This is a genomic window from Streptomyces sp. NPDC048516 (assembly GCF_043199875.1).
Classification (GTDB): Bacteria; Actinomycetota; Actinomycetes; order Streptomycetales; family Streptomycetaceae; genus Streptomyces.
The window spans coordinates 827,318-850,837 of the sequence record NZ_JBICWS010000001.1 but is presented as its reverse complement, the minus strand read 5'-3'; the positions used below and the strand labels follow the sequence as shown (position 1 = coordinate 850,837).

At 67.9% G+C, this 23,520-nt stretch carries 21 protein-coding genes and 1 pseudogene; 8 read left to right on the top strand and 14 right to left on the bottom strand.

Going from position 1 to position 23,520, the window contains the following annotated elements; all coding sequences use genetic code 11:
• Nucleotides 1–28: 28 nt before the first annotated feature.
• The 4 genes from ACGFR7_RS03870 to ACGFR7_RS03855 form a co-directional block, all read right to left on the bottom strand.
• A complete protein-coding gene (locus ACGFR7_RS03870) occupies nucleotides 29–1,723 on the bottom strand; it encodes an ABC transporter family substrate-binding protein (protein ID WP_393312572.1) in 1,695 nt (564 codons plus the stop codon).
• A gap of 91 nt (nucleotides 1,724–1,814) precedes the next feature.
• Complete coding sequence (locus ACGFR7_RS03865; protein WP_393312570.1) at nucleotides 1,815–3,950, bottom strand: dipeptide ABC transporter ATP-binding protein; 2,136 nt, start codon at nucleotides 3,948–3,950, stop codon at nucleotides 1,815–1,817.
• A 70-nt stretch (nucleotides 3,951–4,020) separates the two neighbouring features.
• Complete coding sequence (locus ACGFR7_RS03860; protein ID WP_393312568.1) at nucleotides 4,021–5,085, bottom strand: ABC transporter permease; 1,065 nt, start codon at nucleotides 5,083–5,085, stop codon at nucleotides 4,021–4,023.
• Nucleotides 5,086–5,215: 130 nt separating this feature from the next.
• Nucleotides 5,216–6,196, bottom strand: coding sequence for an ABC transporter permease (locus ACGFR7_RS03855; protein WP_393312566.1), 981 nt, complete (start codon nucleotides 6,194–6,196; stop codon nucleotides 5,216–5,218).
• Nucleotides 6,197–6,659: 463 nt separating this feature from the next.
• Between ACGFR7_RS03855 and ACGFR7_RS03850 the strand changes: the two genes are divergently transcribed.
• Nucleotides 6,660–7,310 (top strand): TMEM175 family protein, encoded by a 651-nt coding sequence (locus tag ACGFR7_RS03850; protein WP_393312564.1) that lies wholly within the window; start codon nucleotides 6,660–6,662, stop codon nucleotides 7,308–7,310.
• Here the strand turns inward: ACGFR7_RS03850 and ACGFR7_RS03845 are convergent.
• Nucleotides 7,300–8,142 carry a MerR family transcriptional regulator gene (locus ACGFR7_RS03845; protein WP_393312562.1) on the bottom strand — a complete coding sequence of 281 codons (843 nt, stop codon included), beginning with the start codon at nucleotides 8,140–8,142 and terminating at the stop codon, nucleotides 7,300–7,302. The two genes, ACGFR7_RS03850 and ACGFR7_RS03845, sit on opposite strands and share 11 nt — an antisense overlap.
• 152 nt (nucleotides 8,143–8,294) lie before the next feature.
• Here ACGFR7_RS03845 and ACGFR7_RS03840 point away from each other — a divergent pair, with 152 nt between their 5' ends.
• From ACGFR7_RS03840 to ACGFR7_RS03825, 4 genes are all read left to right on the top strand, one after another.
• Entirely contained in the window at nucleotides 8,295–8,849 is a 555-nt protein-coding gene (locus ACGFR7_RS03840) for a hypothetical protein (protein WP_393312560.1), read from the top strand.
• Nucleotides 8,846–9,706, top strand: a complete 861-nt coding sequence (locus tag ACGFR7_RS03835) for an alpha/beta hydrolase family protein (protein ID WP_393312558.1) — start codon at nucleotides 8,846–8,848, stop codon at nucleotides 9,704–9,706. Before ACGFR7_RS03840 ends, ACGFR7_RS03835 begins: the two co-directional genes overlap by 4 nt.
• A 196-nt stretch (nucleotides 9,707–9,902) precedes the next feature.
• On the top strand, nucleotides 9,903–10,697 hold the full coding sequence (locus ACGFR7_RS03830) for an alpha/beta fold hydrolase (protein WP_393312556.1): 795 nt from the start codon (nucleotides 9,903–9,905) through the stop codon (nucleotides 10,695–10,697).
• Nucleotides 10,694–12,091, top strand: coding sequence for a cytochrome P450 (locus tag ACGFR7_RS03825; RefSeq protein ID WP_393312554.1), 1,398 nt, complete (start codon nucleotides 10,694–10,696; stop codon nucleotides 12,089–12,091). The genes ACGFR7_RS03830 and ACGFR7_RS03825 overlap by 4 nt, the downstream gene beginning before the upstream one ends.
• A 278-nt stretch (nucleotides 12,092–12,369) precedes the next feature.
• Here the strand turns inward: ACGFR7_RS03825 and ACGFR7_RS03820 are convergent, their stop codons facing one another.
• From ACGFR7_RS03820 to ACGFR7_RS03785, 8 genes are all read right to left on the bottom strand, one after another.
• Nucleotides 12,370–13,167, bottom strand: coding sequence for an HAD-IIB family hydrolase (locus ACGFR7_RS03820; protein ID WP_393312552.1), 798 nt, complete (start codon nucleotides 13,165–13,167; stop codon nucleotides 12,370–12,372).
• A gap of 26 nt (nucleotides 13,168–13,193) precedes the next feature.
• Nucleotides 13,194–14,429, bottom strand: coding sequence for an MFS transporter (locus tag ACGFR7_RS03815; protein WP_393312550.1), 1,236 nt, complete (start codon nucleotides 14,427–14,429; stop codon nucleotides 13,194–13,196).
• Between the two features lie 57 nt (nucleotides 14,430–14,486).
• Nucleotides 14,487–15,671, bottom strand: coding sequence for a cytochrome P450 (locus ACGFR7_RS03810; protein ID WP_393312548.1), 1,185 nt, complete (start codon nucleotides 15,669–15,671; stop codon nucleotides 14,487–14,489).
• A 649-nt stretch (nucleotides 15,672–16,320) separates the two neighbouring features.
• Nucleotides 16,321–16,521: a hypothetical protein gene (locus tag ACGFR7_RS03805; RefSeq protein ID WP_393312546.1), complete on the bottom strand. Its 201-nt coding sequence runs from the start codon at nucleotides 16,519–16,521 to the stop codon at nucleotides 16,321–16,323.
• Nucleotides 16,518–16,799, bottom strand: a complete 282-nt coding sequence (locus ACGFR7_RS03800; RefSeq protein ID WP_393312544.1) for a hypothetical protein — start codon at nucleotides 16,797–16,799, stop codon at nucleotides 16,518–16,520. Before ACGFR7_RS03800 ends, ACGFR7_RS03805 begins: the two co-directional genes overlap by 4 nt.
• A gap of 83 nt (nucleotides 16,800–16,882) precedes the next feature.
• Nucleotides 16,883–18,103, bottom strand: a complete 1,221-nt coding sequence (locus ACGFR7_RS03795) for a cytochrome P450 (RefSeq protein WP_393312542.1) — start codon at nucleotides 18,101–18,103, stop codon at nucleotides 16,883–16,885.
• Between the two features lie 34 nt (nucleotides 18,104–18,137).
• A complete protein-coding gene (locus tag ACGFR7_RS03790) occupies nucleotides 18,138–19,502 on the bottom strand; it encodes an NAD(P)/FAD-dependent oxidoreductase (protein WP_393312540.1) in 1,365 nt (454 codons plus the stop codon).
• A complete protein-coding gene (locus ACGFR7_RS03785) occupies nucleotides 19,492–19,701 on the bottom strand; it encodes a ferredoxin (RefSeq protein WP_393312538.1) in 210 nt (69 codons plus the stop codon). The genes ACGFR7_RS03790 and ACGFR7_RS03785 overlap by 11 nt, the downstream gene beginning before the upstream one ends.
• Nucleotides 19,702–20,500: 799 nt before the next feature.
• Here ACGFR7_RS03785 and ACGFR7_RS03780 point away from each other — a divergent pair.
• Together ACGFR7_RS03780 and gntA are read left to right on the top strand one after the other, a co-directional pair.
• Nucleotides 20,501–21,082 (top strand): hypothetical protein, encoded by a 582-nt coding sequence (locus tag ACGFR7_RS03780; RefSeq protein WP_393312536.1) that lies wholly within the window; start codon nucleotides 20,501–20,503, stop codon nucleotides 21,080–21,082.
• A 401-nt stretch (nucleotides 21,083–21,483) separates the two neighbouring features.
• A complete protein-coding gene (gene gntA / locus ACGFR7_RS03775) occupies nucleotides 21,484–22,161 on the top strand; it encodes a guanitoxin biosynthesis heme-dependent pre-guanitoxin N-hydroxylase GntA (RefSeq protein ID WP_393312534.1) in 678 nt (225 codons plus the stop codon).
• A 121-nt stretch (nucleotides 22,162–22,282) separates the two neighbouring features.
• On the opposite strand, the pseudogene ACGFR7_RS03770 reads toward gntA, so the two are convergent.
• Nucleotides 22,283–22,815 (bottom strand): annotated as a pseudogene (locus ACGFR7_RS03770) (DUF2238 domain-containing protein).
• Between the two features lie 93 nt (nucleotides 22,816–22,908).
• Here ACGFR7_RS03770 and ACGFR7_RS03765 point away from each other — a divergent pair.
• A complete protein-coding gene (locus ACGFR7_RS03765; RefSeq protein ID WP_393312532.1) occupies nucleotides 22,909–23,520 on the top strand; it encodes a hypothetical protein in 612 nt (203 codons plus the stop codon).

Below are 23,520 nucleotides of genomic sequence, written 5' to 3'. Positions count from 1 at the left end.
GGCATGTGGGTGCCTGCTGCTCAGCGGACTACTTGAGGAAGCCGATGTGCTCGTAGACCGAGTCGGTCATACCGAGGGCCCCCATGTTGGCGAGCTTCTTGTTGATCGCCGCGATGTCGGGACGCTGGTAGAGCGGCAGGACTCCGGCGAGGTGCCAGGCCTCGGCGTCGGCCTGGTTGGTCGTCTTGAGCGCGCCGGCCGGGTCGGCGGCGTTGGAACTGGCGGCGTTGAGGAGATCGTCCAGCTTCTTGCTGCCGACCCTGGCGTCGTTGTTGCCGCCCTTGGCTGCGTAGACGTTGGTGGCACCGCTCGCGGCGAACGGCGTGCCGAGCATGGTGTAGGGCGAGACGTCGAAGTCGCCCGGGGTGATGTACTTGTCGAAGAAGTCGTTGTTCGGCACCGTCTGGACCTGCAGCTTCACGCCGACCTGCCGGTACATCTGGGACAGCATCGACCCCTCGTTGGTGGCCGCGGGGGTGCCGGACGGGATGACGAACCGCAGGGACAGCTCCTGGCCGCCCTTCTTGCGGGCATGGCCGCTGAGCTTCCAGCCGGCCTCGTCGAGCAGCTTTCCGGCCGCCTTCGGGTCATACTTGCCGAGCGTGCCCGAGTTGTCCTGGTACCCCTTCTGGTTGGCGATCAGGAGGTGGTTCTCCAGGGTGGCGGGCTTCCAGCCCAGGCCCTTGAGGTCCGACTTGGCGATCGTGGCGCGGTCGGTGGCCATGAAGAGAGCCTGGCGGACCTTCGGGTCCTTCAGCTTGGCGCTCTTGCCGTTGAAGGTGAGCTGGCGGTAGTTGGGGCCGCCCGCTTCACGGATTTCGCCGGACGACACCTTGGACGCCTGCTTGTAGGCGGAGGAGTCGCCGCCGACGTCGAAGTAGTCGATCTCGCCGTTGGCGAAGGCACCAGGCATCGACCCCTGGTCCATCGCATGGAAGACGATCTTGTCCAGCTTGGGCTTGTCACCCCACCACTTCGGATCGGCCACCACGGTGACGGTCTTGGCGGACTTGTCGATGCTGCCCAGTTTGAAGGCGTTGCCGGTGACCGGGATCTTGTTGACGTAGGCGGTGTTGTAGGTCTCCGGGTCGGAGACGTACTTCGCCGGATACAGCGGCTGGTTGGCCACTGCATTGAACATGCCCTTCCAGTCCGCGAACGGCTTGGCGAAGGTCATGACGGCCTCGTAGTCGTCCTTGCCCTTCTTGACGTCCGCCACCTGGTCGAAGCCGACAGTGGAGGCGACCTTGAACGCCTTGTCGTGGCCGTCCAGGGCATGGGTGTTGGCGGCGAGGTCCTTCCAGGTGATCGGCGTGCCGTCGGACCACTTGGCCTTGGGGTTCAGATGCCAGGTGACCACCTGCTTGCCCTTGACCGTCTTGGAGTCCGCGTCCAGCAGGAACGCCTTGTTGGGCGCCTGCTCACCGCGCGCGTCCGAGTGCCACAGGCTCGGCATGAGGGCCTTCATCACCTCGGTGGGGCCGGCCTGCAGTCCATCGATCTCGGCGATGTTCCATTGGGTGGCGAACGTCTGGATGGCCCAGTTCATCGTCCCGCCCTGCTTGAGCTTCGCGGGGTCGGTCGCCTTGATGTTGAGGGCGGTCGTCCCCTCCGGAGCCTTCTGCTGCGCGTCGTCGCTGTCCGAGCCGCCGCAGGCGGTCAGTGCCAGCGACGACACGGCGAGGGTCGCGACGAGCGCGAGGGGATATCGGGAGACCTTCACGGATGCCTCTTCCTGAGCTGTCGGAAACGTGCCGGCGATGGATGTGCGGGTGCGGAGCGATGCGGTGCGCAACCGTCGGATGGGCGGCGCATCACTCCGCCGCGGGCTCGACCACATCGAGCGGCGCCGCGTAATGGCAGGCCGCCGTGTGGTCCGAGCCGAGAACGGCCGTGGCGGGGTCCTCGTCCCGGCAGCGGGCCTGCTCGCTCTCGCCGAGCCCGGCGTACTTCGGGCAGCGGCCCGCGAACCGGCAGCCGGCCGGCACGTCCGCGGGACTGGGCAGATCACCTTTGAGCAGGATCCGGCTGCGTTCCCGCTCCTTGCGCGGGTCGGGCAGCGGCACCGCGGACAACAGCGCCTGGGTGTACGGATGGGAGGGCGCGGCGAAGACCTCGTCGGCCGCGCCGAGCTCCACGAGCCGGCCGAGGTACATCACCGCGATGCGGTCGGCGATGTGCCGGACGACGGACAGGTCGTGGGCGACGAAGAGGTAGCTGAGCCCGAGGCGGGTCTTCAGCTCGTCGAGGAGGTTGAGGACACCCGCCTGGATGGACACGTCGAGGGCGGATACCGGCTCGTCGAGGATGACCAGCTTGGGTTCCAGCGCGAGCGCGCGGGCGATGGAGATGCGCTGGCGCTGGCCGCCGGAGAACTCCTGCGGGTAGCGGTCGGCGTGCTCGGCCTCCAGGCCGACCATGTCGAGGAGTTCGGGGATACGGGCGGCGATGCGCTCCTTGTCCCAGCCGTGGGTCTTCAGCGGCTCGGCGAGGATGTCACCGATCGGCATCCGGGCGTCGAGCGCCGCCATCGGGTCCTGGAAGACGATCTGCATGTCCCGGCGGAGTCCCTTGCGGTCCGCCCGGCTGAGGCCGCGGATGTCCTTGCCGAAGACGGTGACGGTGCCGGCCTGGCCGCTGGGCAGGTCCAGGATCTCCAGCAGGGTGGTGGTCTTGCCGCAGCCCGACTCGCCGACCAGGCCCAGCGTTTCGCCCTCGCGGATGTCCAGGCTGATGCCGTCCACGGCCCGTACGGTGCCGACCGTGCGCTTGACGAGCGCGCCCTTGGTGAGCGGGAAGTGTTTGACGAGTCCGTCGAGGGCGAGAACGGTGGGCCGCTCCGCACGCGGCAGCCGCTCGATCGTGCCGGCCTTTGGGAGGACCGGCACCGGGTAGACGGCGTCGCGGTCCAGGCCCGCGCCGATCTCGTGGGCGCGGTGGCAGGCGGTGGGGTGGTCGGAGCCCTCGGCGAGAGTCAACTCCGGTTCCACCGTGTGGCAGCGGTCGATCGCGATGGGGCAGCGGGGAGCGAAGGGGCAGCCGGGCGCCAGGTCGACCATCTGGGGCGGGTTGCCGTCGATGGGGGTGAGCGCGCGGCGTGCGGTGCCCTCGGCGCGAGCCTCGTCCAGCCGCGGGATGGAACCCAGCAGGCCGATGGTGTACGGCATCCGCGGCCCGTAGTAGACCGCGTCCACCGGACCCGCCTCGACCGGCTTGCCCGCGTACATGACCTGCACCCGGTCGGCGAAGCCGGCGATGACACCGAGGTCATGGGTGATCATGACGATGGCGGCGCCGGTGACCTCCTGGGCGGTCTTGAGCACGTCCAGGACCTGCGCCTGGATGGTCACATCGAGGGCCGTGGTGGGCTCGTCGGCGATGATGACCTCGGGGTCGTTGGCGATGGCCATGGCGATCATCGCGCGCTGGCGCATCCCGCCGGAGAACTCGTGGGGGAAGGCGTCCACCCGGCGCTTGGAGTCGGGGATCCCGACCACGTCGAGGAGGTCGATCGCCCGTTTGCGGGCGACCTTCTTGTCCAGGGACTGGTGGACCCGAAGAGCCTCGATGATCTGGTCACCGACGGAGTAGACGGGGGTCAGCGCGGACAGCGGGTCCTGGAAGACCATCCCGATGTCCTTGCCGCGGATCTTCGACAGGGCGGAGTCGCCGAGGCCGAGCAGTTCACGACCGGCGAGCTTGACGGACCCGGCGACCTGGGCGCTCTCGGGGAGCAGCCCGAGCACGGCCATGGAGGAGACGGACTTGCCCGAGCCGGACTCGCCGACGATGCCGAGCACTTCGCCGGGGCGCACCGCGTAGGACACGCCGCGTACGGCCTGCACCTCGCCCGCCTCGCTCGGGAAGGAGACCGTCAGGTCGCTGACTTCGAGGACGGGCTGCGCCGCGTCGAGGGCCTCGGTGGGCTGGGACGGCCTGGTCTCGGTCACCGTCGGGGTCCTTCCTGGGGCGCGCGGTGCGCGGGGTGCTGATGCTGATGCTGGGAGTGTGCGGCGCGCTTCACGAGGCGGCGCCCTGACTGCCGGCGGACGTCTCGGGCTCGCCGGGCCGGGTGCCGGCCGCCGTCGCCTGCGCCGGGACCACCGCGGCCGCGGACGGTCGCGGCCGCTTCTTCTTGCGGGGCGAACGCGCCTTCGCACCGGACGCGTTGGGGTCGAGCGCGTCACGCAGCCCGTCGCCGATGAAGGAGATGGAGACGCCGATCAGCACCAGGCAGCCGGCCGGGAAGAAGAACAGCCACGGGTAGGTGGAGGCATTGGTGGTGTTGTCGGCGATGACGGTGCCGAGGGAGACGTCGGGCGCCTGCACGCCGAACCCGAAGTACGACAGGCTGCTCTCGCCGATGACCGCCGCGCCGACCTGGATGACGACGTCGATGATCAGCATCGAGGCCATGCTGGGCAGGATGTGCCGGAAGATGATGACGGGCGCGGGAACGCCCATGTACTTGGCGGCCTTGACGAATTCGCGGTCCTTGAGCGTGAAGGTCATGGAGCGTACGACGCGCCCGGTGACCATCCAGCTGAAGGCGCCGAGCAGGAACACGAAGACCAGCCAGGTGGCACCGCGGAACGCGGGCGACAGGACGGCGATGATCAGGAACGAGGGCATCACCAGCAGCAGGTCGACGATCCACATCAGCACCCGGTCGGTCCAGCCGCCGAAGTACGCGGCGAAGGCGCCGACGGTGGCGGAGAGGAAGGTGGAGATGAGACCGACCAGGAGGCCGATGATCAGCGACTTCTGCAGACCGCGCATGGTCAGCGAGAAGAGGTCGACGCCGCCTTGGGTGGTGCCCCACCAGTGGTCCCCGGAGGGGCTGGAGAGGAAGTTCATGAAGTCGTGCTGCTGGTAGTCCCACTTGGTGAGGAACGGGCCGCCGTAGGCGCCGGCGAACAGCAGCACCAGCAGTGCCAGGCCGAGCAGTGCCAGTCGGTTACGGGCGAAGCGGCGTACTGTCAGCCGCAGTCGTGAGGTACGGGCCTTGGTGGAACGGCCTTCGGCTTCACCGGGCGGGACGGGGCCGGGGGCCGGTTCGGTCGCAGGGGGCAGCTGGACGCTCATCGCGCGCTCTCCTGAGGGGCGGTGGGGATGGGGGCCGGTCGGCGATGGAGGCGCCTCCCAGCGGTAGCTGAGGGAGGGGCGCACCTCCCAGCAGCAGCTGGGGTGGGGCACCCAGCGGTAGCCGGCGGAGTCAGCGGACCCGTACGCGCGGATCGAGCGCCGCGTACAGCAGGTCGGACAGCACGCCGGCGATCAGCACCAGTACGGCCGTGAACAGCCCGACGGTGGCGACGGAGTTGACGTCCTGTTTGTTGATCGAGTCGACGAGGAGTTCGCCCATGCCGTGCCAGCCGAAGGTCTTCTCCGTGAAGGTCGCCCCGGTGAAGAGCAGCACGATGTTGTAGACGAGCAACGGCACCACGGGCAGGATCGCGGTCCGCAGCCCGTGCTTGACCAGGGCTTTTCGCCGGCGCAGCCCCTTGGCCCTGGCGGTGCGCAAGAAGTCGCTGCCGAGGACGTCGAGCATGGTGGAGCGCTGGTAGCGACTGTAGAGCGCCACTTGAAGGATGATCAGAGTCAGTGCCGGAAGCAGCATGTGCTGGGCCCGGTTGACGAGGGCGTCGAGGTTCCACTGCCCCGCGTACTGCGGGTCGTACTCGCCGAGCACCTTGATGGTCTGCGTGCCGTCGTTGACCGCGGTGGCGCCGATCTTGAGCGCGACGCCGATCACGAACACCGGCATGGCCAGCACGAAGAACGAGGCGAGGGTGGTGAAGCGGTCGAAGAGGCGGTACTGCCGGATGGCGCCGAAGGCGCCGAGCGCGACACCGCCGAGGGAGCCGATGAGGGTGGCGATCAGCAGGAGCCGGGTGGAGACACCTACCCGGCGGCCGAAGTCGTCGTTGACGTCGTCACCTTCGATGGTCTTGCCGAGGTCACCGTGGACGACGCCCTCCGCCCAGTGTCCGAACCGGGACAGGATCGGGGTGTCCGGGTTCATGTTGTAGTCGTCGAGTGTCTTGGTGATGGACGACGCGGGCAGCGGCGGGTTGCGCCCCTCGAACTTGGCGCGGGGGTTGAGGCTGAGCCCGGCCAGAAAGTACGTCAGGGACGCGGCGACGATGACCAGGACCAGGTAGTTCGCCAATCGGCGCAGCAAATATCGGCCCATGGTGATGTCTCTCCTCATGCGCACCGAATCAGCCATGTGCAGCTGAAGTGGGGGTCGGTACGGATCGAGCACATCCTTCTTGTCATCGACACATTTGTCGATCACAAGATGTTTACGGAGCGGTAACGCCAACTACCACGCCAGCAAAGGGAAGTGCAACCTCCACTAGCGTAATCGATGGCCAGCGCGGACTTATGGTTTCGAATCTCAGGCTTGTACCGCTCCCCCGCGTAGCGAAACCCGATAGTCGGACACCCTGCGAACGTGATGTGGTGCAGCGGTAGTTGACGAAGGCTTTACGACCGAAGGGGTATCGGGGAGGCCGCAGGCTGACGGGGCGTCCGAAGAGACCTCGCGGCTGACGTCGCAGGCCGGATGGATGCACACCCCGGGGCGTCTCAACACGGACACAGGATGAGCAGGACCAATCGGCACCATCCGGTGCCGGTGATCCTAAAGTGGCGTGGTGAACGGTCACCAGCGAGTGCGGGACGACGAGGGGAGCGCAGTCCGGTTCCTCGCGCTGTGCGATGGAGTGTTCGCCATCGCGATGACGCTGCTGGCGCTGGACATCTCGTTGCCCGACGGGCTGGGCCGCGCCGGTTTCGAGCGGGCGCTCGGCGAGGTGATGCCCAAGGTGTGGGCGTACGCCCTCAGTTTGCTGGTCATCGCGGCGTTCTGGCGCGGCCATTACCAGATCTTCCGGTACGTGCGGGACGTGGACGGGACGGTCATCAGACTCGGGCTGCTGGGCCTGGGGCTGATCGCCCTGATGCCGTTCCCCACCACCCTGCTCGCCGAGTACGGGGACCTGCCGCAGTCGGTGGCCATCTACTCCGGCGCCGTTGCGGCCATGGGGGCCACGCAGCTCGCGCTGACGGCCGTGCTCTGGAAGCGACCGTGGCTGGGCCGCGAGGCGCTGCCCGACCCCATTGCCCGCAACGATATGGCCGACCTCGCGTCCACGGTGCTGGTCTTCGCCATCGCCGTACCGCTCGCCTTTGCCTCCCCGACGGGCGCGAAGCTGTGGTGGGCGGTACTGATCCCGGTCAGAGCGGTGACGGGCAGGCGGGGCAAGCGGCTGCGTACGGCCGCGCAACGGCTCAGTGGCTGAGGGACGTCCGGGGTATCGGTGTGATCGCCGCAGTGGTCTCGACTCCGTCGTCGTGCAGCAGATGGCGCATGCGGGTGAGGTCGGCGTACGCGTCGTCGAGGGGGTGCGGGATCAGGCGCGAGAGCGCGGTGCAGTACTTGGCGATCGAGCTCTTGCCCGGGATGAAGAGCGACAGTTCGTCCCGCGCCTCGAAGATCTGCACCTCGACGTCGCCGGGCAGCGCCGCGAGGGCGTCCTCGTCCGCCGTGACGGGAACCTTCACCAGCCAGCACGGCCCCTCGCCGGCGAGGATCTGCCTGCTCTGCTCCGGGGTCTCGCCTGCCAGGGCCCGCCACGGAGGCCCCGACACCACGGCTCCGCAGGACTCCACGGTCTTGACCACGTCCTGAACGGTGGCGGCGACGGCGGCTTCGGCCTCCTCCCACTCGTCCTGGTTGCGCCCCGCCGAGGTGCCGGGCACCGGCTTCGAGGCCACGGTCATCTCGGGTACGTGGCGCCGGCGCACCTTTGGCCATGAGCGGAAGAAGGCGCGTGCGTCCCTGATCGCCTCGTCCTGGGCCTGCCGCCGGCGCTCCACCTCCGCACTGTGCTGCTCCAGCAGGGCCGGGGCCGCGTCCGGCTCGTCGAGAGCACGCCGGACCAGCCTGACGCTCATCCCCGTGCCGCGCAGGACGGTGATCAGCATGGCCTGTTCGACCTGCTCCAGCAGGTACGAGCGGTAGCCGGTCCGCTCGTCGACGCCGGCCGGGACGAGCAGCCCCTCGGAGTGGTAGTACCGCAGCGTCTGCGGCGGCAGATGGCACATTTCGCTGAATTCACCGATCGACAACATGACGCCATGGTCGTCCTTACAGCAACTACAAGGTCAAGCGTGGCGGCTGCGGGGCGGCCGGAGGTCCCGAACGCCGGTGTGACGTGCCGTTCGGGGGAAGGGCGGGTGTCGCAGAGGGGGACCGGTGCGCGCGGCTCGTACGTTCGGTCCGCATGACGCACGTATCGGCTGATCACACCTCCGGCCCCACCCGCCGCACCGCGCTCGCCGGGCTCGTCGGTGGAGCCGGGGCCGTACTGGCCTCCGGGTGCAGCACCTCGGGCGCCTCACCCGCGACGGCGCCGACGGCCCGTCGCACGGCGTGGGCCTACGCCACGGCAAGCGATCCCACGCCCGGTGTGATGACGCTGTTCAAGGACCCCGCCTTCAACTTCAACGGGCTCCTTGCGCTCGGCGCGTCCGGCTACGGCGCCGGCGAGGCGGGCGAGGTGCTCACCGCCGTGAACACCATCAACGAGGCCGGCCTCTCCGCGCAGACGTACGCCGAGACCTTCAGGAGGCTCGGCGATCAGCTGAGGGAACCGCCTCAGGACTCCGGGCCCGGGACGCAGACCACACGTTTCCGGGCCCTGCGGGCCGCGCAGTACTACGGCCAGGGGCTCTTCTTCGTCCTCGGCTCCCACGCCCCGGCAGCGAGGAGCAGTTGTACAAGGCGGGGCGCGACGCCTGGGACGCGTTCTGTGAGCGGTGCGACCCGGCACCTGTGACGGCCCGCGTCCCGTACGGGAAGACCCCGCTGCCGGTGTGGTTCTTCCGGCCGGACGACTCCCGCGAGCGGCGCCCCACCGTGATCCTCACGAACGGCAGCGACGGGCAGAACGTCGACATGTGGACCTATGGCGTCCCGGCCGCTCTGCAGCGCGGCTGGAACGCCCTGGTGTACGACGGGCCCGGACAGGGCCAGTTGCTCTTCGTCGACCAGGTGGTCTTCACGCCACGCTGGGAGAGGGTCGTCACGCCGCTCGTCGACTGGCTGTCCGCCCGCTCGGACGTGGACAGCGGCAAGATCGCGCTGACCGGGCTGAGCATGGCCGGCAATCTGGCTCCCCGGGCCGCGGCCTTCGAGCACCGGATCGCCGCGCTGGTGGCGATGCCCGGTGTGCTCACGCCCTGGCTGGGCTTTCCACCGGAGATCCGGGAAGTTCTCACCCCGGACAAGGAGAAGACCAACGCCATCTGGAACAAGGAGGTCGTCCCGGACCTGCCGCCGTCCGCGGCCGCGACGATGAAGAAGCGCTTCGAACCGTTCTCCGTGCCGGCGATGCTCGCGGCCCGCAAGGGCAAGATGTTCACCGACTTCTACACCCCCGCCACCCTCATCAAGTCGCTGGACATCACGGACGTCGTGGGCCGGATCACGATGCCCACGCTGGTGCTCGACTACGAATTCGAGCAGTTCTACCCGGGACAGCCCCGCCAGATGTTCGACAAACTGACGGCTCCCAAGGACTACGTGAAGCTCACCGCGGCCACCGGCGCGCAGTTGCACTGCTCCCCGATGGCCCCGCAGCAGCACTGCGAGGTCGTCTTCGACTGGCTGCAGGAGAAACTGACCGGCAGCTGACTCCCGGCGGCGTCCTCCCCCGGCCCGGGGCCGGAAAGGCTCCCACCTGCCGCGGCGCACCGCACCTGCGCCCGTACACGCCCTCCGGTCTGCCGTACCCGGTCCGTGGCGCTCTTGCACGACGGGGAGAGTACGGCCAGTGTGGTCGCACGCGGCCCTTGGCCGCCTGCGGGTTCGTCACACCTCTGGAGTGCGCGTGGCTTCCTTCGTACTGCCTCATGCCCTGCACGGACAGGGATCGCACAAGGTCATCGCCGTGCACGGCTGGTTCGCCGACAGATCCGCCTTCGACCCGGTCCTGCCGGACCTCGATCAGGGCGCCTTCCAGTACGCGCTGGTCGACCTCCGTGGCTATGGCGAGGCGAGGGGCGCGGCCGGCACGTACACCTCGGGCGAGGGCGCGGCCGATGTGCTCGCGCTCGCCGACCGGCTGGGCTGGGGCCGGTTCTCGGTGGTCGGGCATTCGATGGGCGCCAGTGTCGTCCAACGGGTACTGGCCGCGGCTCCGCACCGGGTGCGCAGGCTGGTGGGGATCTCGCCGGTCCCCGCCTCCGGACTGCCGCTGCCACCGCAGCAGTGGGAGCTGTTCTCCTCGGCGGCGCACTCGCCGGAGAGCCGGCGGGTCATCATCGATCTCACCACCGGCGGACAGCGCCCGGCCGCTTGGCTGGACCGGATGGTGCGGCGGTCCCTGGAGTGCAGCGATCCGAAGGCGTTCAGGTCCTGGCTGGATTCCTGGTCCGGGGAGACATTCTGTGCCGAGGTCGAGGGCTCGGCGGTGCCGGCGCTCGCGGTGACCGGGGCGCTGGATCCCGCACTGACCGCCGAACTCACACGTGCGACATGGACGCGCTGGTACGCGAACAGCGAGCTGGTCGAACTGTCCTCGGCAGGGCACTACGCCATGGACGAGACCCCGCTGGAGCTCATCCGGGCCGTGGAGGACTTCCTGCGCGCCGACGGCAACGGCGACGGGTCCGACGCCGGATGACCGTGCCCACCGGAGGTGCGGCCCAGCCGGACGTGCCGGGTGTGTGGGACGTGCCGGGTGTCCCGGACGTGCCGGGTGTCCCGGACGTGCCGGGTGTCCCGGACGTGCCGGGTGTCCCGGACGTGCCGGGTGTCCCGGACGTGCCGGACGTCTTCGACCCGCGCGGCTACGCGGACGGTCTGCCGCACGCGGCGTACCGGCTGTTGCGTGAACGGCACCCGGTGGCCTGGCAGGAGGAGCACGAGGTGCTCGGCTGGCCGGCCGGCCCCGGCTTCTGGGCGGTCACGCGGCATGAGGACGTCGTACGGGTGCTGAAGGACGCGGGCAGGTTCTCCTCCCAGGTGGGAGCCACCCAGATCCGCGATCCGGACCCCGCCGATCTGCCGTTCATCCGCCGCATGATGCTCAACCAGGATCCCCCCGGCCACGGGCGGCTGCGGCGCCTGGTCAGCCGTGCCTTCACCCCTCGCCGTATCGAGCGGTTCGGCTCGGCCGTCCGCGAGCGGGCCCGTGACCTGCTGACCTCGGCGGTCGACGCCGCGCGTACGGGGAACGGGGTGCGCGACCTCGTCACCGATGTCACCGACGACTTCGCGCTGCTCAACCTCGCCGATCTGCTCGGGGTGCCGCCCGCTGAACGCGGATTGCTCCTGGCCTGGACCCGGCGCGTCATCGGCTACCAGGACCCGGACGAGTCGGGCCCGGCCGCCCCGGGAGCGGACGGCCGCCCCGCCGACCCGCGGTCCCCGGCGATGCTGCAGGACATGTTCGCCTTCGCACGCGAGCTGGCCGCCCACAAACGCCGGCATCCGGGCGACGATGTGATGACCGTCCTGGCCTCGGACGGCGAACTGGCCACGCCCGAGCTGGAGATGTTCTTCTTCCTGCTGACCATCGCGGGCAATGACACCGTACGCAGCGCGGCCCCCGGCGGCCTGCTGGCACTGGCCCGGCACCCGGATGCGTACCGCCGTCTGCGCACCGGTGCGGTGGGGACGGCGACGGGTGTGGAGGAGCTGCTGCGCTGGCATCCGCCGGTGCTCAGCTTCCGCCGGACCGCCGTGTGCGACACCGAGGTGGCCGGGCAGCGGATACGCGCCGGTGACAAAGTGGTCGTCTTCCACGGCTCGGCGAACTACGACGAACGGGCCTTCGCCGCCCCGCACCGCTTGGACCTGTCCCGCTCCCCCAACCCCCATGTCTCGTTCGGTGACGGCCCGCACATCTGCCTGGGCGCGCATCTCGCCCGGTTGCAGTTGCGGGTGCTGTACGAGGAGACGGCTCGCCTGCTGCCCTGCCTGGCGCTCGCCGAGCCTCCCCGGCGGCTGGTGTCGAACTTCATCAACGGGCTGAAGTCGCTGCCTCTGCGGCTGGTGGACGGCCCGCAAGGGTAGCGGCGGCCGCCGCGGCATACGGCGGTCCCTGCTCAGAGTCCGCGTGCCGCGCCGGTTCCACCGGCGGCTTCAACAGCACCACAGGCGGCTGACGCCGGGCATCGGGTGCAGCACGGTCGGATCAACGGGAACGGCGGGGCCCACGGCGTTTCCGCCGCACTGCAGTAAACAGGCTCCCCATGAGCACAGCCGTCACCGAGGGCGGTCCACTCCCTTCGCCGGTCAGCCCGCGCCCTGTAGCCGCGTGTCGGGCACGCGGCTGCAGAGCCCAAGGGCCCTCAAGTGATGACGGGTGCCGCGACGTTGCTCGACAGCGCGTCGATGGCCATGCCGACATCGGCTCGCGTGATGACCCAGTCCGCCATCTTTCCGGCCTCCGAGGTGCCGACGCATACCGCATATGCGGCGTTCTCGAACATGCGCAGATCGTTCTGGTCATTACCGAAGGCGACGTATTCCCCGGCGGGAATGTTCAGCGCGAGGAGGGCCGTCGCCTTGTCGACTGCCGTGGGGGACAGGTCCACCAGATCCTCGGACCGGTGGATATTGATCGTCACACCGAGCTTGGCAAGTTCCGTCAGCGCGACGTCTCCGGCGCCGAACAGAACGACCTTGGCGTATTCGGGCAATTCTTCCCGGGCCACGCGATTCGCCAGGCCGGCCTGATCCACACGATCAAGAATCTCTCGTTCCTGGGTTACGTGGAAACTGTAGTCCCAGGAGCTGTCGATAAGGTACTCGAGCTCGTACCGATCGATGATGTCATTGATCGAGCGACGGACACTGTCACTGAACTTTGTCACCGCGATGTGCCCGTCGGACCGGGTGAACGCGCCATTGCCGCCGACCAGCGGGACATCGGCCAGCTCGGTGGGAAGCACCGGAATGAGGTCGCGAATCGGGCGGGCAGAGGCGAACAGGATGGGGTGCCCGGCTCGGCACCGCATGATGGCCTCAATGATCTCGGGCGGCATCTGCGTCCCGTTGAAACATGTGGTGCCGTCGACGTCGAAGACGAACGGCATCCCCTGGTCCATCTGCGGCACCTGGTCGGCACCACCTTTCCCTGCGGGCATGGTTTTCCTTCCGGATCAACCTGATGTCAACCTGATGAAAGGGTCACGCTATCCGACGGACTTGCTTCCCGTCCGGCAGACGTACGTGCCGAGCGCAGAGTGAGGATGGCCGCGGAGCCCACCGCCAGTATCGACGCGGCGACCATCATCACCACCACCGCCGACTGTCCGGACCACGAGCCCAGCGTGCCCGCCAGAAAAGAACCGCCCGACGAGCCCACCACGATAATTCCGCCAAGCCAGGAAAATGCCTCGGAGATCTCACCCTTGGGAATTGAGGCGTTCACCAAAGCGAAAGTCCAGGTCAGGGCCGGCCCCATGAAGAAGCCGGCGAGGAAGAAGGAGGATTCCTGGACGAGTACCGGGAAGAACGGCGCGGCCAGCGCCCAGGATGCCGAGAAAGCGGCGAGGACGGCGATCAGCCTCTTGGTGAGATTCCCGATCTTCTCGGTGTCGCCGCCGCTCAAGGTGAGAGCGCCGACGAATGCACCGCAGCCGTGCAAGGACAACAGGATTCCCACTCCCCCCACGGACGCGTTCGACTCTGTCAGCCGACCACCGAGGATCGCCATGGCGCCGATCGTGACCCCGATCATTGCGGCACAGCACATCAGAAGCCGGAAAGTTCCGAAGAACAGCGGGCCGATGATCCTCCTGAACCCCATATGCTCGACCCGGTCCTCGGTATCGGCCGTCGGCATCACCTCGATCATCCAGGCACCGAGCAACAGGAAGGCTATACAGAGGTAGGACGCGAGAGTCGGGTTCAGAACGATTGCACTCGCGGTGGCCACGAGCGGCGCCACAATAAAGAGAAGTTCCTGTGACGCGGAGTCAAAAGCGTACGCCTTCATCAGCAGGGGGCCTCGGACTACCCGAGGCCAAGCAGACCTGAGATACGGTTCGAACGGGGGATTGAAGACGCCGGCGACGCCAAGTGCGACGAACGCAATAACCATCGAGTGGCCCGAGGCAGCAAAACCCAGGAATCCGAATCCGCTGACAATCGATGTCAGCCAGATGGCGAGCCGCGCACGGCCGCGGTCGACCATACGTCCCCAGATGGGTGACCCGGCAGCGGACAGGAGTGAATATACGGCCGCGGCCGCGCCGACCGTGAGCCAGCTCTGGTCCACGTAGCGGAGCTGCATGGGAATTGCCGCAAGCGCCAGTGCGTTCGGGATCCGTCCCACGAGGGTGCCGCCGGCGAGACGTGGCACGCGGTTGCTGCGCAGAACGTCCGCAAAGCCCAGGTTGATCATTAACTCTCCCATCATGCTCAGACTTCGTATGGCCGGCTTCATGACGCACGGGACACGTCAGATTTCGTTCACCCGGTAGACCGTCATGCCCATGGCTTTTTCCTTTCGCACCCGCAACACCTCGACGTCGTCCGATGCGATCTTCCTTGCCAGAACAGGCAGGCAGGATTGCAGCACCGACCGCGCCAGCCGAGCGCCGAGGCAGTAATGCCGGCCGTGCCCGAAAGAAAGGTGACGAGCCGGCTGGCAGTCTTCGTTCGCCTTGAGTAGATTCACCACGACCCGGGCGCCCTCCGATATGCTGCGGCCACCTAATTCGACGGTCGTGGTGGTACGCCTCGGCGCGAAATGAAAGGGCGGGTCGTCGCGCAGCTGGGTCTCGATGAGATCCGCCCAATCCGCCGGTTCAAACTTTTCGACATCCGCCGGCGACCAGCCCTCGTCGCTGATGTGGGCGAGACAGGACACAAGAGCCGTCTTCAGAGGTTCAAGCGCACCGGTGAACAACTGGGTGTACGTCGCGGACACCCCTGTCAGATCCAGTACTTTCTGCTGATACAGCGTGCGCAGAGCAGCGGCGATCCGATCGCCTCCGTCCAGAAGCTGCTGGTCGACGAGAGCTTCCAGCAGTCGGATGTGTTCCGCCGCGCATTCAGCTTTGCCGGCATCCGCACCCGGCACCGCAAGATAGGCCATCACGGCGTCCGAGACACCCTCGATGATCTCCAACTGAGAGAGGGTGGCACCGAGCAAGGTCCGTGTTGCCGCACGGGCAACGGGGAGCGCCATATCGGTGATGAGATCCACCCTTGCGGACCCGGTGGACGACACAGCTGCCTGCTTTACGGCCTCACACGTTATCTCGGCCATGAACGCACTGTTCATGGCCGCAGCCAAAGCCGTCCGTACGCGTTGCTGAACCGGCGGATCGGAGAAGACCAGCCATTGCGAGAGGAAGCTCTCGACATAGTGAACGTCCGCGCGCCTGGTCTCGGGGACCAGGTGGGTCTTGTGTTTCATTCCCCTGGCGAGGAATCTCTTGTCCGTTAACACCTTGCGTGCGAGAAGTGGCGACATGACGTACCAGGACTGCGTGGTCGGGTCATACGCTACCTCTCCCTGCTCCTCTCGAAGTAATTCGTAGGCTTCGCGTGGCGCATGGAGCACACGTTCATGAAAACTGATCGGACATTTCAGTGAGCGGCGCCGGCCGTGCTCGGCCACGCCTTCGTCGGAATGCACGCCTTTCTGTCCTCCCCCGTGACCACTTCTCAAAAACCGAGCATTTCGACACTCCAGCGCGCAACCATTGCCCGCCTCCGGGCCGACCCATCATGATTCATTTCAGAATTCAGGAGTACCAGGCGGTAATCACTCTTGAAGTGCGTAAGGTCGCAGCCTTATTGCATCGCACATGGACGCACACTCGAGGATGCGGGTACGACCGGCATGCTCTCGCCACCCTCTGCTGCGCATACAGGCCGCATCTACCGAATCGATAAAGTGGCTCTCTGATCCCTTCGAAGCCCCCAGGAAACCGCACTCGCATTCACGCATCGACATGACAGCGCGGGTCACCGAGGCGGCATCAACCGCCAGTTCCCGCTCGTCACATCAGTCACATGAGCCACATTGATCCACGCTTTCCCCCTCACCCCCGTGATTCCGCAAACTAGTCAGGAACGCGGAATCTTCGGGATGCTATCACTCGGTTTTGGGTGCAGCAATGAGCGATTAGGGATTTTCTCCTCGGCATCGGATTCGATGATCAAGGGAAAGATCCGTGATGCTTAAGATCACGGTGGGGTGGCACTGTTCCAGAGGTGGCGAAGGGGATACCCGGAGGGAAAGATCTTTGTGCGGATACGGCGCAACCCGAAGTCGGGTCGTCCTACGAGGGGCGGGCCCGGAGGGTACAGGTGAACGGCTCGTCGATCCAGTAGGTGTCATGCTGCTCGTCGTGGACGACCGGGTACCTGGTGTGCGGATCGCAGAGCTTGTCGATCTGGGCGTGGCCCGCGGAACTGACGGTGAACCAGTACTTGTTGGTGTCCGGGCTGATCCTTCGGCACTTGCAGAAGAACCCCTTCATGCCGGGCCGAACACATCGCTGCGGAAGTCAGCGGCCAGCTTCTTGTTCAGGTTGATGTTGTCGCAGTCGGCCTTCATGCCCTCGACGCTGATGGTCTCGGCTGCCTCAGTCGTATATCCCTTGGCCGTGTGGGTACCCGACGCCGTCCAGGCCCGTGCCGGCAGATCGATCTGCTCGGCGACTTCGGCAAGGAAGGGGTTACGCGGGGCGGCCGACTCGGCCGGCGTCGTGGTCCCGGCATCCGCCATGCCTACGACGACGGCGACACCGATACCCACAGTCGCCAGCACAAGGGGTGCGATCCGGATCCCGTTCCGGAGTGGCCGGGCATCGCCTCGTGGCAACCGCGCCACCGATCGCCTCAGGCATCGGTCCTGTTTCGCCCGACGAGCAGGTGCCGGGGTCCGCGCAGTACGGGACTGCGGCGGTACGGAGGCGGGTCCTCGACCAGACGTGGGCCGTCGAGGTGCTGGATCAGCTCGTTCAGGGCGATCTGCGCCTCCAGACGGGCGAGCGGCGCGCCGAAACAACTGTGGATGCCACTGCCGAAGCCGAGATGCTGGTTGTCGTCGCGGGTCGGGTCGAAGCGGTCGGGGTCACGAAACCGCCGGGGGTCACGGTTGCCGGACGCCAGCATCAGGATCAGGGGCGCGCCCTTGGGGATGGTGACGCCCGCGACCTCGACATCGGCCAACGGTGTGCGCTGCGGGAGCATCTGGACAGGGGGTTCGTAGCGCAGCAGTTCCTCGACCGCTCTGGGCATCAGGGCGGGTTCGCCACGGAGGCGGGCCAGTTGGCCGGGGTGGCGCAGCAGGGTCAGGATCCCATTGGTGATCAGGTTGACGGTGGTCTCATGACCGGCGATCAGCAGCAGCACGGAAGTGGTCATGATTTCGAGCGGCGTCAGCTGCCCGTCGGAGCTGTCGCTGACGAATGCGGAGAGCATGTCGTCGGACGGATGGGAACGGCGCTTGCCGGCGAGCTCACCGAGGTAGAGGCCCATCGTCTTCCGGGCCTCGGCGGCGGCCCGCGAGCGCTGGGTGGGGTCTTCCCCCGGGGTGGGATCGATTCCGGCGACGATGGCGTCCGACCATCGACGGAACTGTGGCTCGTCCTCGAGGGGCACCCCCAGGAGACGGCAGATCACGGTGACGGGCAGCGGATAGGCGAAGTCGTCGACGACGTCGATCCGCTCCTTGTCCGCAAAGCTGCCGATGAGGTCCTTGACGGTCCGGGTGATGTCGTCGTGCATACCGGCGATCCGGTCCGGTGTGTGCGGCGGGCCGAAGGAGCGCATCGTCAGGTTCCGCAGCCGGTGGTGTTCAGGGTCGTCGAGTCCGATGAAGGCCGGTGAGAGCCCTTCCTCGGCGACGGCGTTCTCGTCCGGGACGGTGCGCTTACGACGGTCCGAACTGATCCGCGGATCGTGCAGCAGGGCTTCGATCTCGTGGTAGGTCCCGACCAGATAGCTGCCGTCCTCCTGCCGTACCACCCCCTCCTCGCGGAGCTCGGCGTACAGCGGGTAGGGGTCGGCGCGGTGGGCATAGTCGGTGATCCGGTGGAACAGGGTGTCCGCAGCCATGCGCGGCGCTCCTCATCGCTAGGGAGTGGCGGTCTCAGCGGGCCGGCTGCACCAGCGTCAGGCGCCGGTCCGGCAGATGGCCGGTGAGCGCGACGGTCGGACCGTGCGACAGCATCTTCGGGTCCGGCACGTCCGAGGGGACCGGCGCCCGGAAGTCGATCCGGTCGGCGGCTCCCGGCGCGGGCGGGAACGGCGCTGCCGTCTCGATCAGCCCCTGGTAGTACTCCAGCGACTTGGCCTGGTTCACGCTCACCGCCGCGGTGACGCGTCCTCGGTAGCCGTAGACGGCGACCAGCCGGGCGTCCTTGAGCGACCCCTGGGCGATGACCACCTGGTCGGAGAAGGTGGGTACGCCGACCGACTTGATGTTGAGTCCGAACTGGCTGGACCAGAACGCCGGGACCGTCAGATGAGGGCGCCTGCGCGGCCCGGGGTTGACCATGTTGTGGGCCGCGACCTCCGCCTGGGCCACCGCGTTGCCCCAGTGCTCCAGCGAGAGCAGCTGGTACTCGAAGAGCGGATGCGGGAACCGGGCCACGTCGCCGGCGGCGAAGACGTCGTCGGTGACGATCCCGTACATGTCGAAGGCGCGGCACCCAGCGTCGCAGGTCACGCCCCGTGGTCCCGCGGCGAGTCCCGACTCGGCCAGCCACTCGGTGTTGCGGACCGCGCCGAGGGCCACGACGGCGACCTCGGCGTCGATCCTCGTACCGTCGGAGAACTGTGCGCCGCTGAGCCGGCCGTTGCCCTCCAGCGCGGTGACCGTCACTCCGCAGCGCAGATCGACACCGTGGGCGCGCTGCAGCTTGGCGGCAAGGGCACCCAGTGTTCCGCCGAGCGCACCGACCAGAGGCGCCGGGCCCCGCTCCGCGACCGTCACGGCAAGACCGCGCTCCCGGCAGGCGGAGGCGATCTCCGAGCCGGTGAACCCGGCGCCGATGACCAGGACGCGTTCCGGTCCGGCGTCGAGACGCTTCACAAGACGGCCTGCGTCCTCGGCGGTGCGGAGGGTGAACACTCCGTCCATGGCGGCTTCGGCCGGGTCCGGCCAGGGGCGGGCCCGGGTGCCGGTGGCGATCAGCAGCCGGTCGAAGGGCACTTCTTCGCCGTCGGCGAGGAGGACCTGTTTGCCCACCGGATCGAGGCCGGTGGCGCGCACGCCGAGTTTCCAGCGCGCGTCCACGTCACGGCGCCGGGGCAGCCCGGTCTTGTCGGCCGGCACCCTTCCGAGCAGCACCTGCTTGGACAACGGCGGCCTGTCGTACGGGGTATGCGGTTCGTCGCCGATCAGAGTCAGCGAGCCGGCGAACCCCTCGTCGCGCAGTGTCTCGGCGGCCCGCAGTCCCGCGAGCGAGGCACCGACGACAACGATGCGGCCGTCGCGTGGTTCACCCTGCACCGGGGCCCGCCTCCTCGCCCACGACGATCGCCTGCACCGGACACGCCGCCGCGGCCCGGAGAACATGTTCCCGCTGGTCGTCCGGGACGGCCGGGGTGTACAGCAGGGTCTCCTCGCCATGCATCGTGAACATGCGGGGAGCGAGGAAGGCGCACTGTGCATAGCCCTGGCATCGGTTGAGATCAACGACGATGTTCATCCCGCGCCACCACTCCTCCCACCGCCGCATCCGTCCTCTGCCACACCCGTCCTCTGCCACACCCGTTGTCTCCGTCCTACAACCGGTCCCGGTGGGGTGCACGTGGTGCCGGGCCATCCGAGGGGTACACGGAGCGGGCGGAAGCAGTGGCGCGAGCAGAAGCGGAGGCCCACCTCTGGTGGCGTCCTCTGGCGGCGACCTCTGGCGCCGCACTGCTGGCGCCGCACTGCTGGCGCCGCACCGCTCGCGCCCGCACCACTCGCGCCCGCACCACTGGTGGCTCACCTTTCACAGCCGGGGCCGGCCCACCTGCGGTGGCGGGCGCCCGGCCTCCCCCTCACACCCTGCCTTCGCCTCCCACCCGACCGGAAAACACCCGCTCCCACAGTGCCCGCGGCTCAGGTCACCATCGGCGCTCACCCGGCGCCGATACGGCAGAAGCCGTCCGCGCGGTCGGGGAAAACCACAACCGGTCCACCGGAGGAAAGACTCAAAGGAGTGACAACCGGACGGAGTTCAATACCTCTGCCGCCAGCACATGGGACCATTTCCCATGCCCGTATGGCTCATTCAAGTCCCTTGTCTTGACTGGTGGCGAAGGGTTGGGCAGCATCCGAACACCCCATGATGGTGAGCTTGTTCGGCCGCGGAGCCGACCACCGATGCCCTGTGTGTGGCGATAAAACGGAACGGTACCGGGTTAATTGCGGAGCGGGATGAGTAACATCCAGCCAACCGCAGACCGATCAGGCAAGAGAGAGCAGGCTGTTTCATGTCAGAGGCGGATTTCGCTGTGCAGGTGGCTGCCAAGCTGAAGAGCATCGCGAAGGAGATCGACGAACTGCAGAAGCTCCGGACGAAGCTGGAGGACCTCCAGCAGCACCTCGGCACGACCTCCCGGGAAGAAGCTGTCGCCCCTCAGCCCTCGGAGGCCGTCACCGCGGTGACAAAACCGGTGACCGTACCCGCGGCGCGGCGCGCGAAGCCTGCGGCACCGAAGGCGAAACCGGCGAAGAAGGCCCCGGCCAAGGCGGCGGGGAGCACGAAGAAGGCACGGAAAGCCGCGCCGGCCCGAGGTAAAGCCCGGCAGCGGAATGCCACCCGCGCCGACCGCGTTCTCGCCCTGCTCGACGGGCAGCCGCGCACGGTGACGGAGCTGACCAAGCTGCTGGCGCAGGAGCACCCGGACCACACGGCACCGGAGACCGCCGTGCGCAACACCCTGGAGACCTCACTCGTCGCCAAGGGTCTGGCACACCGCAGCAAGCAGGGAAGGAGCGTCTTCTACTCCCTCCCCGGTGCCGCTGCCGGGGCCGGCGCCGAGGCCCGCGCGGCCCAGGCCGCGGACACCTCTGAGGAGGCCGCTCCCGCCCGGGCCTGACCGCGGGATCCCGCTCCCCGGGCGCCCGCCGAGAGACCGGGCGCCGAGGGGCGGCCCGGCGGCGAGGAGCCCGGAGAGGGTTCCGCTGAGAGGGCCGGCGGCGCAGGGCGCGGCGCCGCCACGGCCCACCCTGGCGATCAGGTGTCCGGGCTTCTGAGACGATGAAGATCGACAAGAAGCCTTGCAGTGAGGGCGAACTGCCCGGCGGCCGAGACATCGTCGCGGCCCGATACGGGTCATACCACCGCAAAAGCGGTGCTGACGCCGTCGGTGAAGGCAGTCGCAGGGGGGCGATACGGCCGAGTCTTGACGAACCGGCCCTGCCCGATCTTGACTGCCAGGGTCCCACCACCGCAGGGCCCCCACCAGGGGTGTTGCCCCCCTTACCGAAGGTCACGAACATGACGGTTGACGCCACCGCCGCCACCGAAGTCGACGCCTCCGCCGACGTCGGACGGTTCCTGCTCGGCGACGCCTTCCCTTGCCTGGCCGGTCGCTCGGCGTGGCGACAGGGCGGCATCGTCCATCGCCACTACACGTGGTTCGGGGATGACGAGACGGCCCGGGAGATGGCCGCTGATCTCCAGGCGTATGTGGAGGCGGTGGACTGGGCCGCCAAGCCCTTCACCAGCTTCGTGGCCACCTTCTCGGGCCCTCTGAACGTGTCGGAAGTCGACTTCGAGACGCTGCTGTGGCAGCAGCTGCAGGCGGTCCACGACTATGACAGCCTCACGTACCCCTGGGCCGAAGGCTACGACCCCGATCCGTCGTCCGGAGCCTTCGCCTACAGCATCGCCGGGCACCCCTTCTTCGTGATCGGACTGCACGAAACACACAGCCGCATCGGCCGCCGCCCGCCCTTCCCCATGCTGGCCTTCAACTCCCACGCCCAGTTCGACCGAATAAAGGCCGCGGGCCTGTGGGACCGGCTGCAGGAGAAGATCCGCAAGCAGGACATCGAGCTGCAGGGCAATATCAACCCCAACCTCGTGGAGTACGAGCAGCTCTCCGAGGCCCGTCGCTACTCGGGCCGACGCAAGCCGGCGGACTGGGCCTGCCCCTTCTCCGCCCGGGTGTGAGGCAACTACAGCGCTTCGAGGGGCAGTTCACACCGAGAACTCCGTAAACTCCGACGCGACGTGGGGGCGGGGCAGGTCCGCGCCCCCTGTATGACGGCGGACGCGGACGGCCGGAACGCGATCAGGCGGCCTGCGGTCGCGTGGACCGGTGCTCCTCCCCGGTGCCGTAGCGGGCGAGCCGGCGGTCGTGGATGCGGCTGAGGAGCAGCAGCGACACGATTGACCCGAGGAGGGCGCAGGCCATGTCCCATTGGGTGTCCCACTGGTCCCCCTGGGTGGCGAGGAACGCATCGGCCCGGCGCCGCCGACCAGCGCGCTCCACCACTCGATCAGTTCGAAGAACACGCTGAAGGCCAGGCATGCACACACCGTCAGTGGGGCCGGCCAGGCGCTGTCGCGCGGCGGCGAGGTGCGGACCATTAGTTCGCGGACCAGGACGGCGGGCACGAAGCCCTGCACCAGGTGTCCGATCCGGTCGTAAGGATTGCGGGACAGGTCCAGGAGGTCCTGGATCCAGTGGCCCAGGGGGACCTCGGCGTAGGTGTAGTGTCCGCCGACGATCAGGATCAGTGCGTGCGCGGCGAGCAGGCAGCACAGGAGCGGGCTGAGCGGAAAGCGTCGCCACAGCACGACCAGCAGTGGCACGCCCACCATCACCCAGCAGGTCTCTCGGACTACGCCGATCCCCTTACTGACGTGCACATGGCGCGTACGATCGGATGTCCCCCCCTACGGGAAGGCTTCCCCATGAAGAAGACATCCGCTCGAAGAGTCACCTGGCGCACGCTGCTCGCCCTGGGCGGCGTGGCGGCGTTAACCGTGCCGGCCGCGGGCGCCGCCGAGGGCGTACCGCGCACCGCCGGGGAAGGAGGGCGGGTCGGCCGTTGTGCCGTGGTGTATTTCGACCTCGGTGAGACGCTGGTACACACCGCCCAGGACAAGAGTGTGCGGTACATGCCGGGAGCCGCCCGGTATCTGCGCGCGCTGCGCGCCCGCCATATTCCGGTGGGGCTGATCACCAACGTTCCGTCCTCCTGGGGCTCCACCGACGCGGAGCGGGCAGCGGAGTTGAGGAAGGTGATCGACAAGGACTGGGCGGGCACCAGCCCGTTCGCCTGGTCGGACTTCGGCGACCGGATCTTCACCCCGCGGACCGAGGCGGAAAGAAAGCCCGCGTCGGCGCTGTGGAAGCGCGCCAAAAACGCATCGGGCCACTGTCGGGTCGTGTACCAGGCGGAGACGACGGATGAGGTACAGGTCAGCCGCTCCCTCGGGTACATCGCCTACCAGGCGGCCCGCCCCGAGTGGCCCGCGTACCTGCCGGTGCCGGTGATCGCCGCACTCGCGCAACTGCCCTGA

Bases quoted from the DNA above. Each gene is read 5' to 3' on its own strand.
- ACGFR7_RS03860 (WP_393312568.1), bottom strand. From the start codon at position 5,085: ATGAGCGTCCAGCTGCCCCCTGCGACCGAACCGGCCCCCGGCCCCGTC.
- ACGFR7_RS03855 (WP_393312566.1), bottom strand. From the start codon at position 6,196: ATGGGCCGATATTTGCTGCGCCGATTGGCGAACTACCTGGTCCTGGTC.
- ACGFR7_RS03845 (WP_393312562.1), bottom strand. From the start codon at position 8,142: ATGTTGTCGATCGGTGAATTCAGCGAAATGTGCCATCTGCCGCCGCAG.
- ACGFR7_RS03840 (WP_393312560.1), top strand. From the start codon at position 8,295: ATGACGCACGTATCGGCTGATCACACCTCCGGCCCCACCCGCCGCACC.
- ACGFR7_RS03825 (WP_393312554.1), top strand. From the start codon at position 10,694: ATGACCGTGCCCACCGGAGGTGCGGCCCAGCCGGACGTGCCGGGTGTG.
- ACGFR7_RS03820 (WP_393312552.1), bottom strand. From the start codon at position 13,167: ATGCCCGCAGGGAAAGGTGGTGCCGACCAGGTGCCGCAGATGGACCAG.
- ACGFR7_RS03815 (WP_393312550.1), bottom strand. From the start codon at position 14,429: ATGATCAACCTGGGCTTTGCGGACGTTCTGCGCAGCAACCGCGTGCCA.
- ACGFR7_RS03805 (WP_393312546.1), bottom strand. From the start codon at position 16,521: ATGAAGGGGTTCTTCTGCAAGTGCCGAAGGATCAGCCCGGACACCAAC.
- ACGFR7_RS03795 (WP_393312542.1), bottom strand. From the start codon at position 18,103: ATGGCTGCGGACACCCTGTTCCACCGGATCACCGACTATGCCCACCGC.
- ACGFR7_RS03785 (WP_393312538.1), bottom strand. From the start codon at position 19,701: ATGAACATCGTCGTTGATCTCAACCGATGCCAGGGCTATGCACAGTGC.
- gntA (WP_393312534.1), top strand. From the start codon at position 21,484: ATGACGGTTGACGCCACCGCCGCCACCGAAGTCGACGCCTCCGCCGAC.
- ACGFR7_RS03765 (WP_393312532.1), top strand. From the start codon at position 22,909: ATGAAGAAGACATCCGCTCGAAGAGTCACCTGGCGCACGCTGCTCGCC.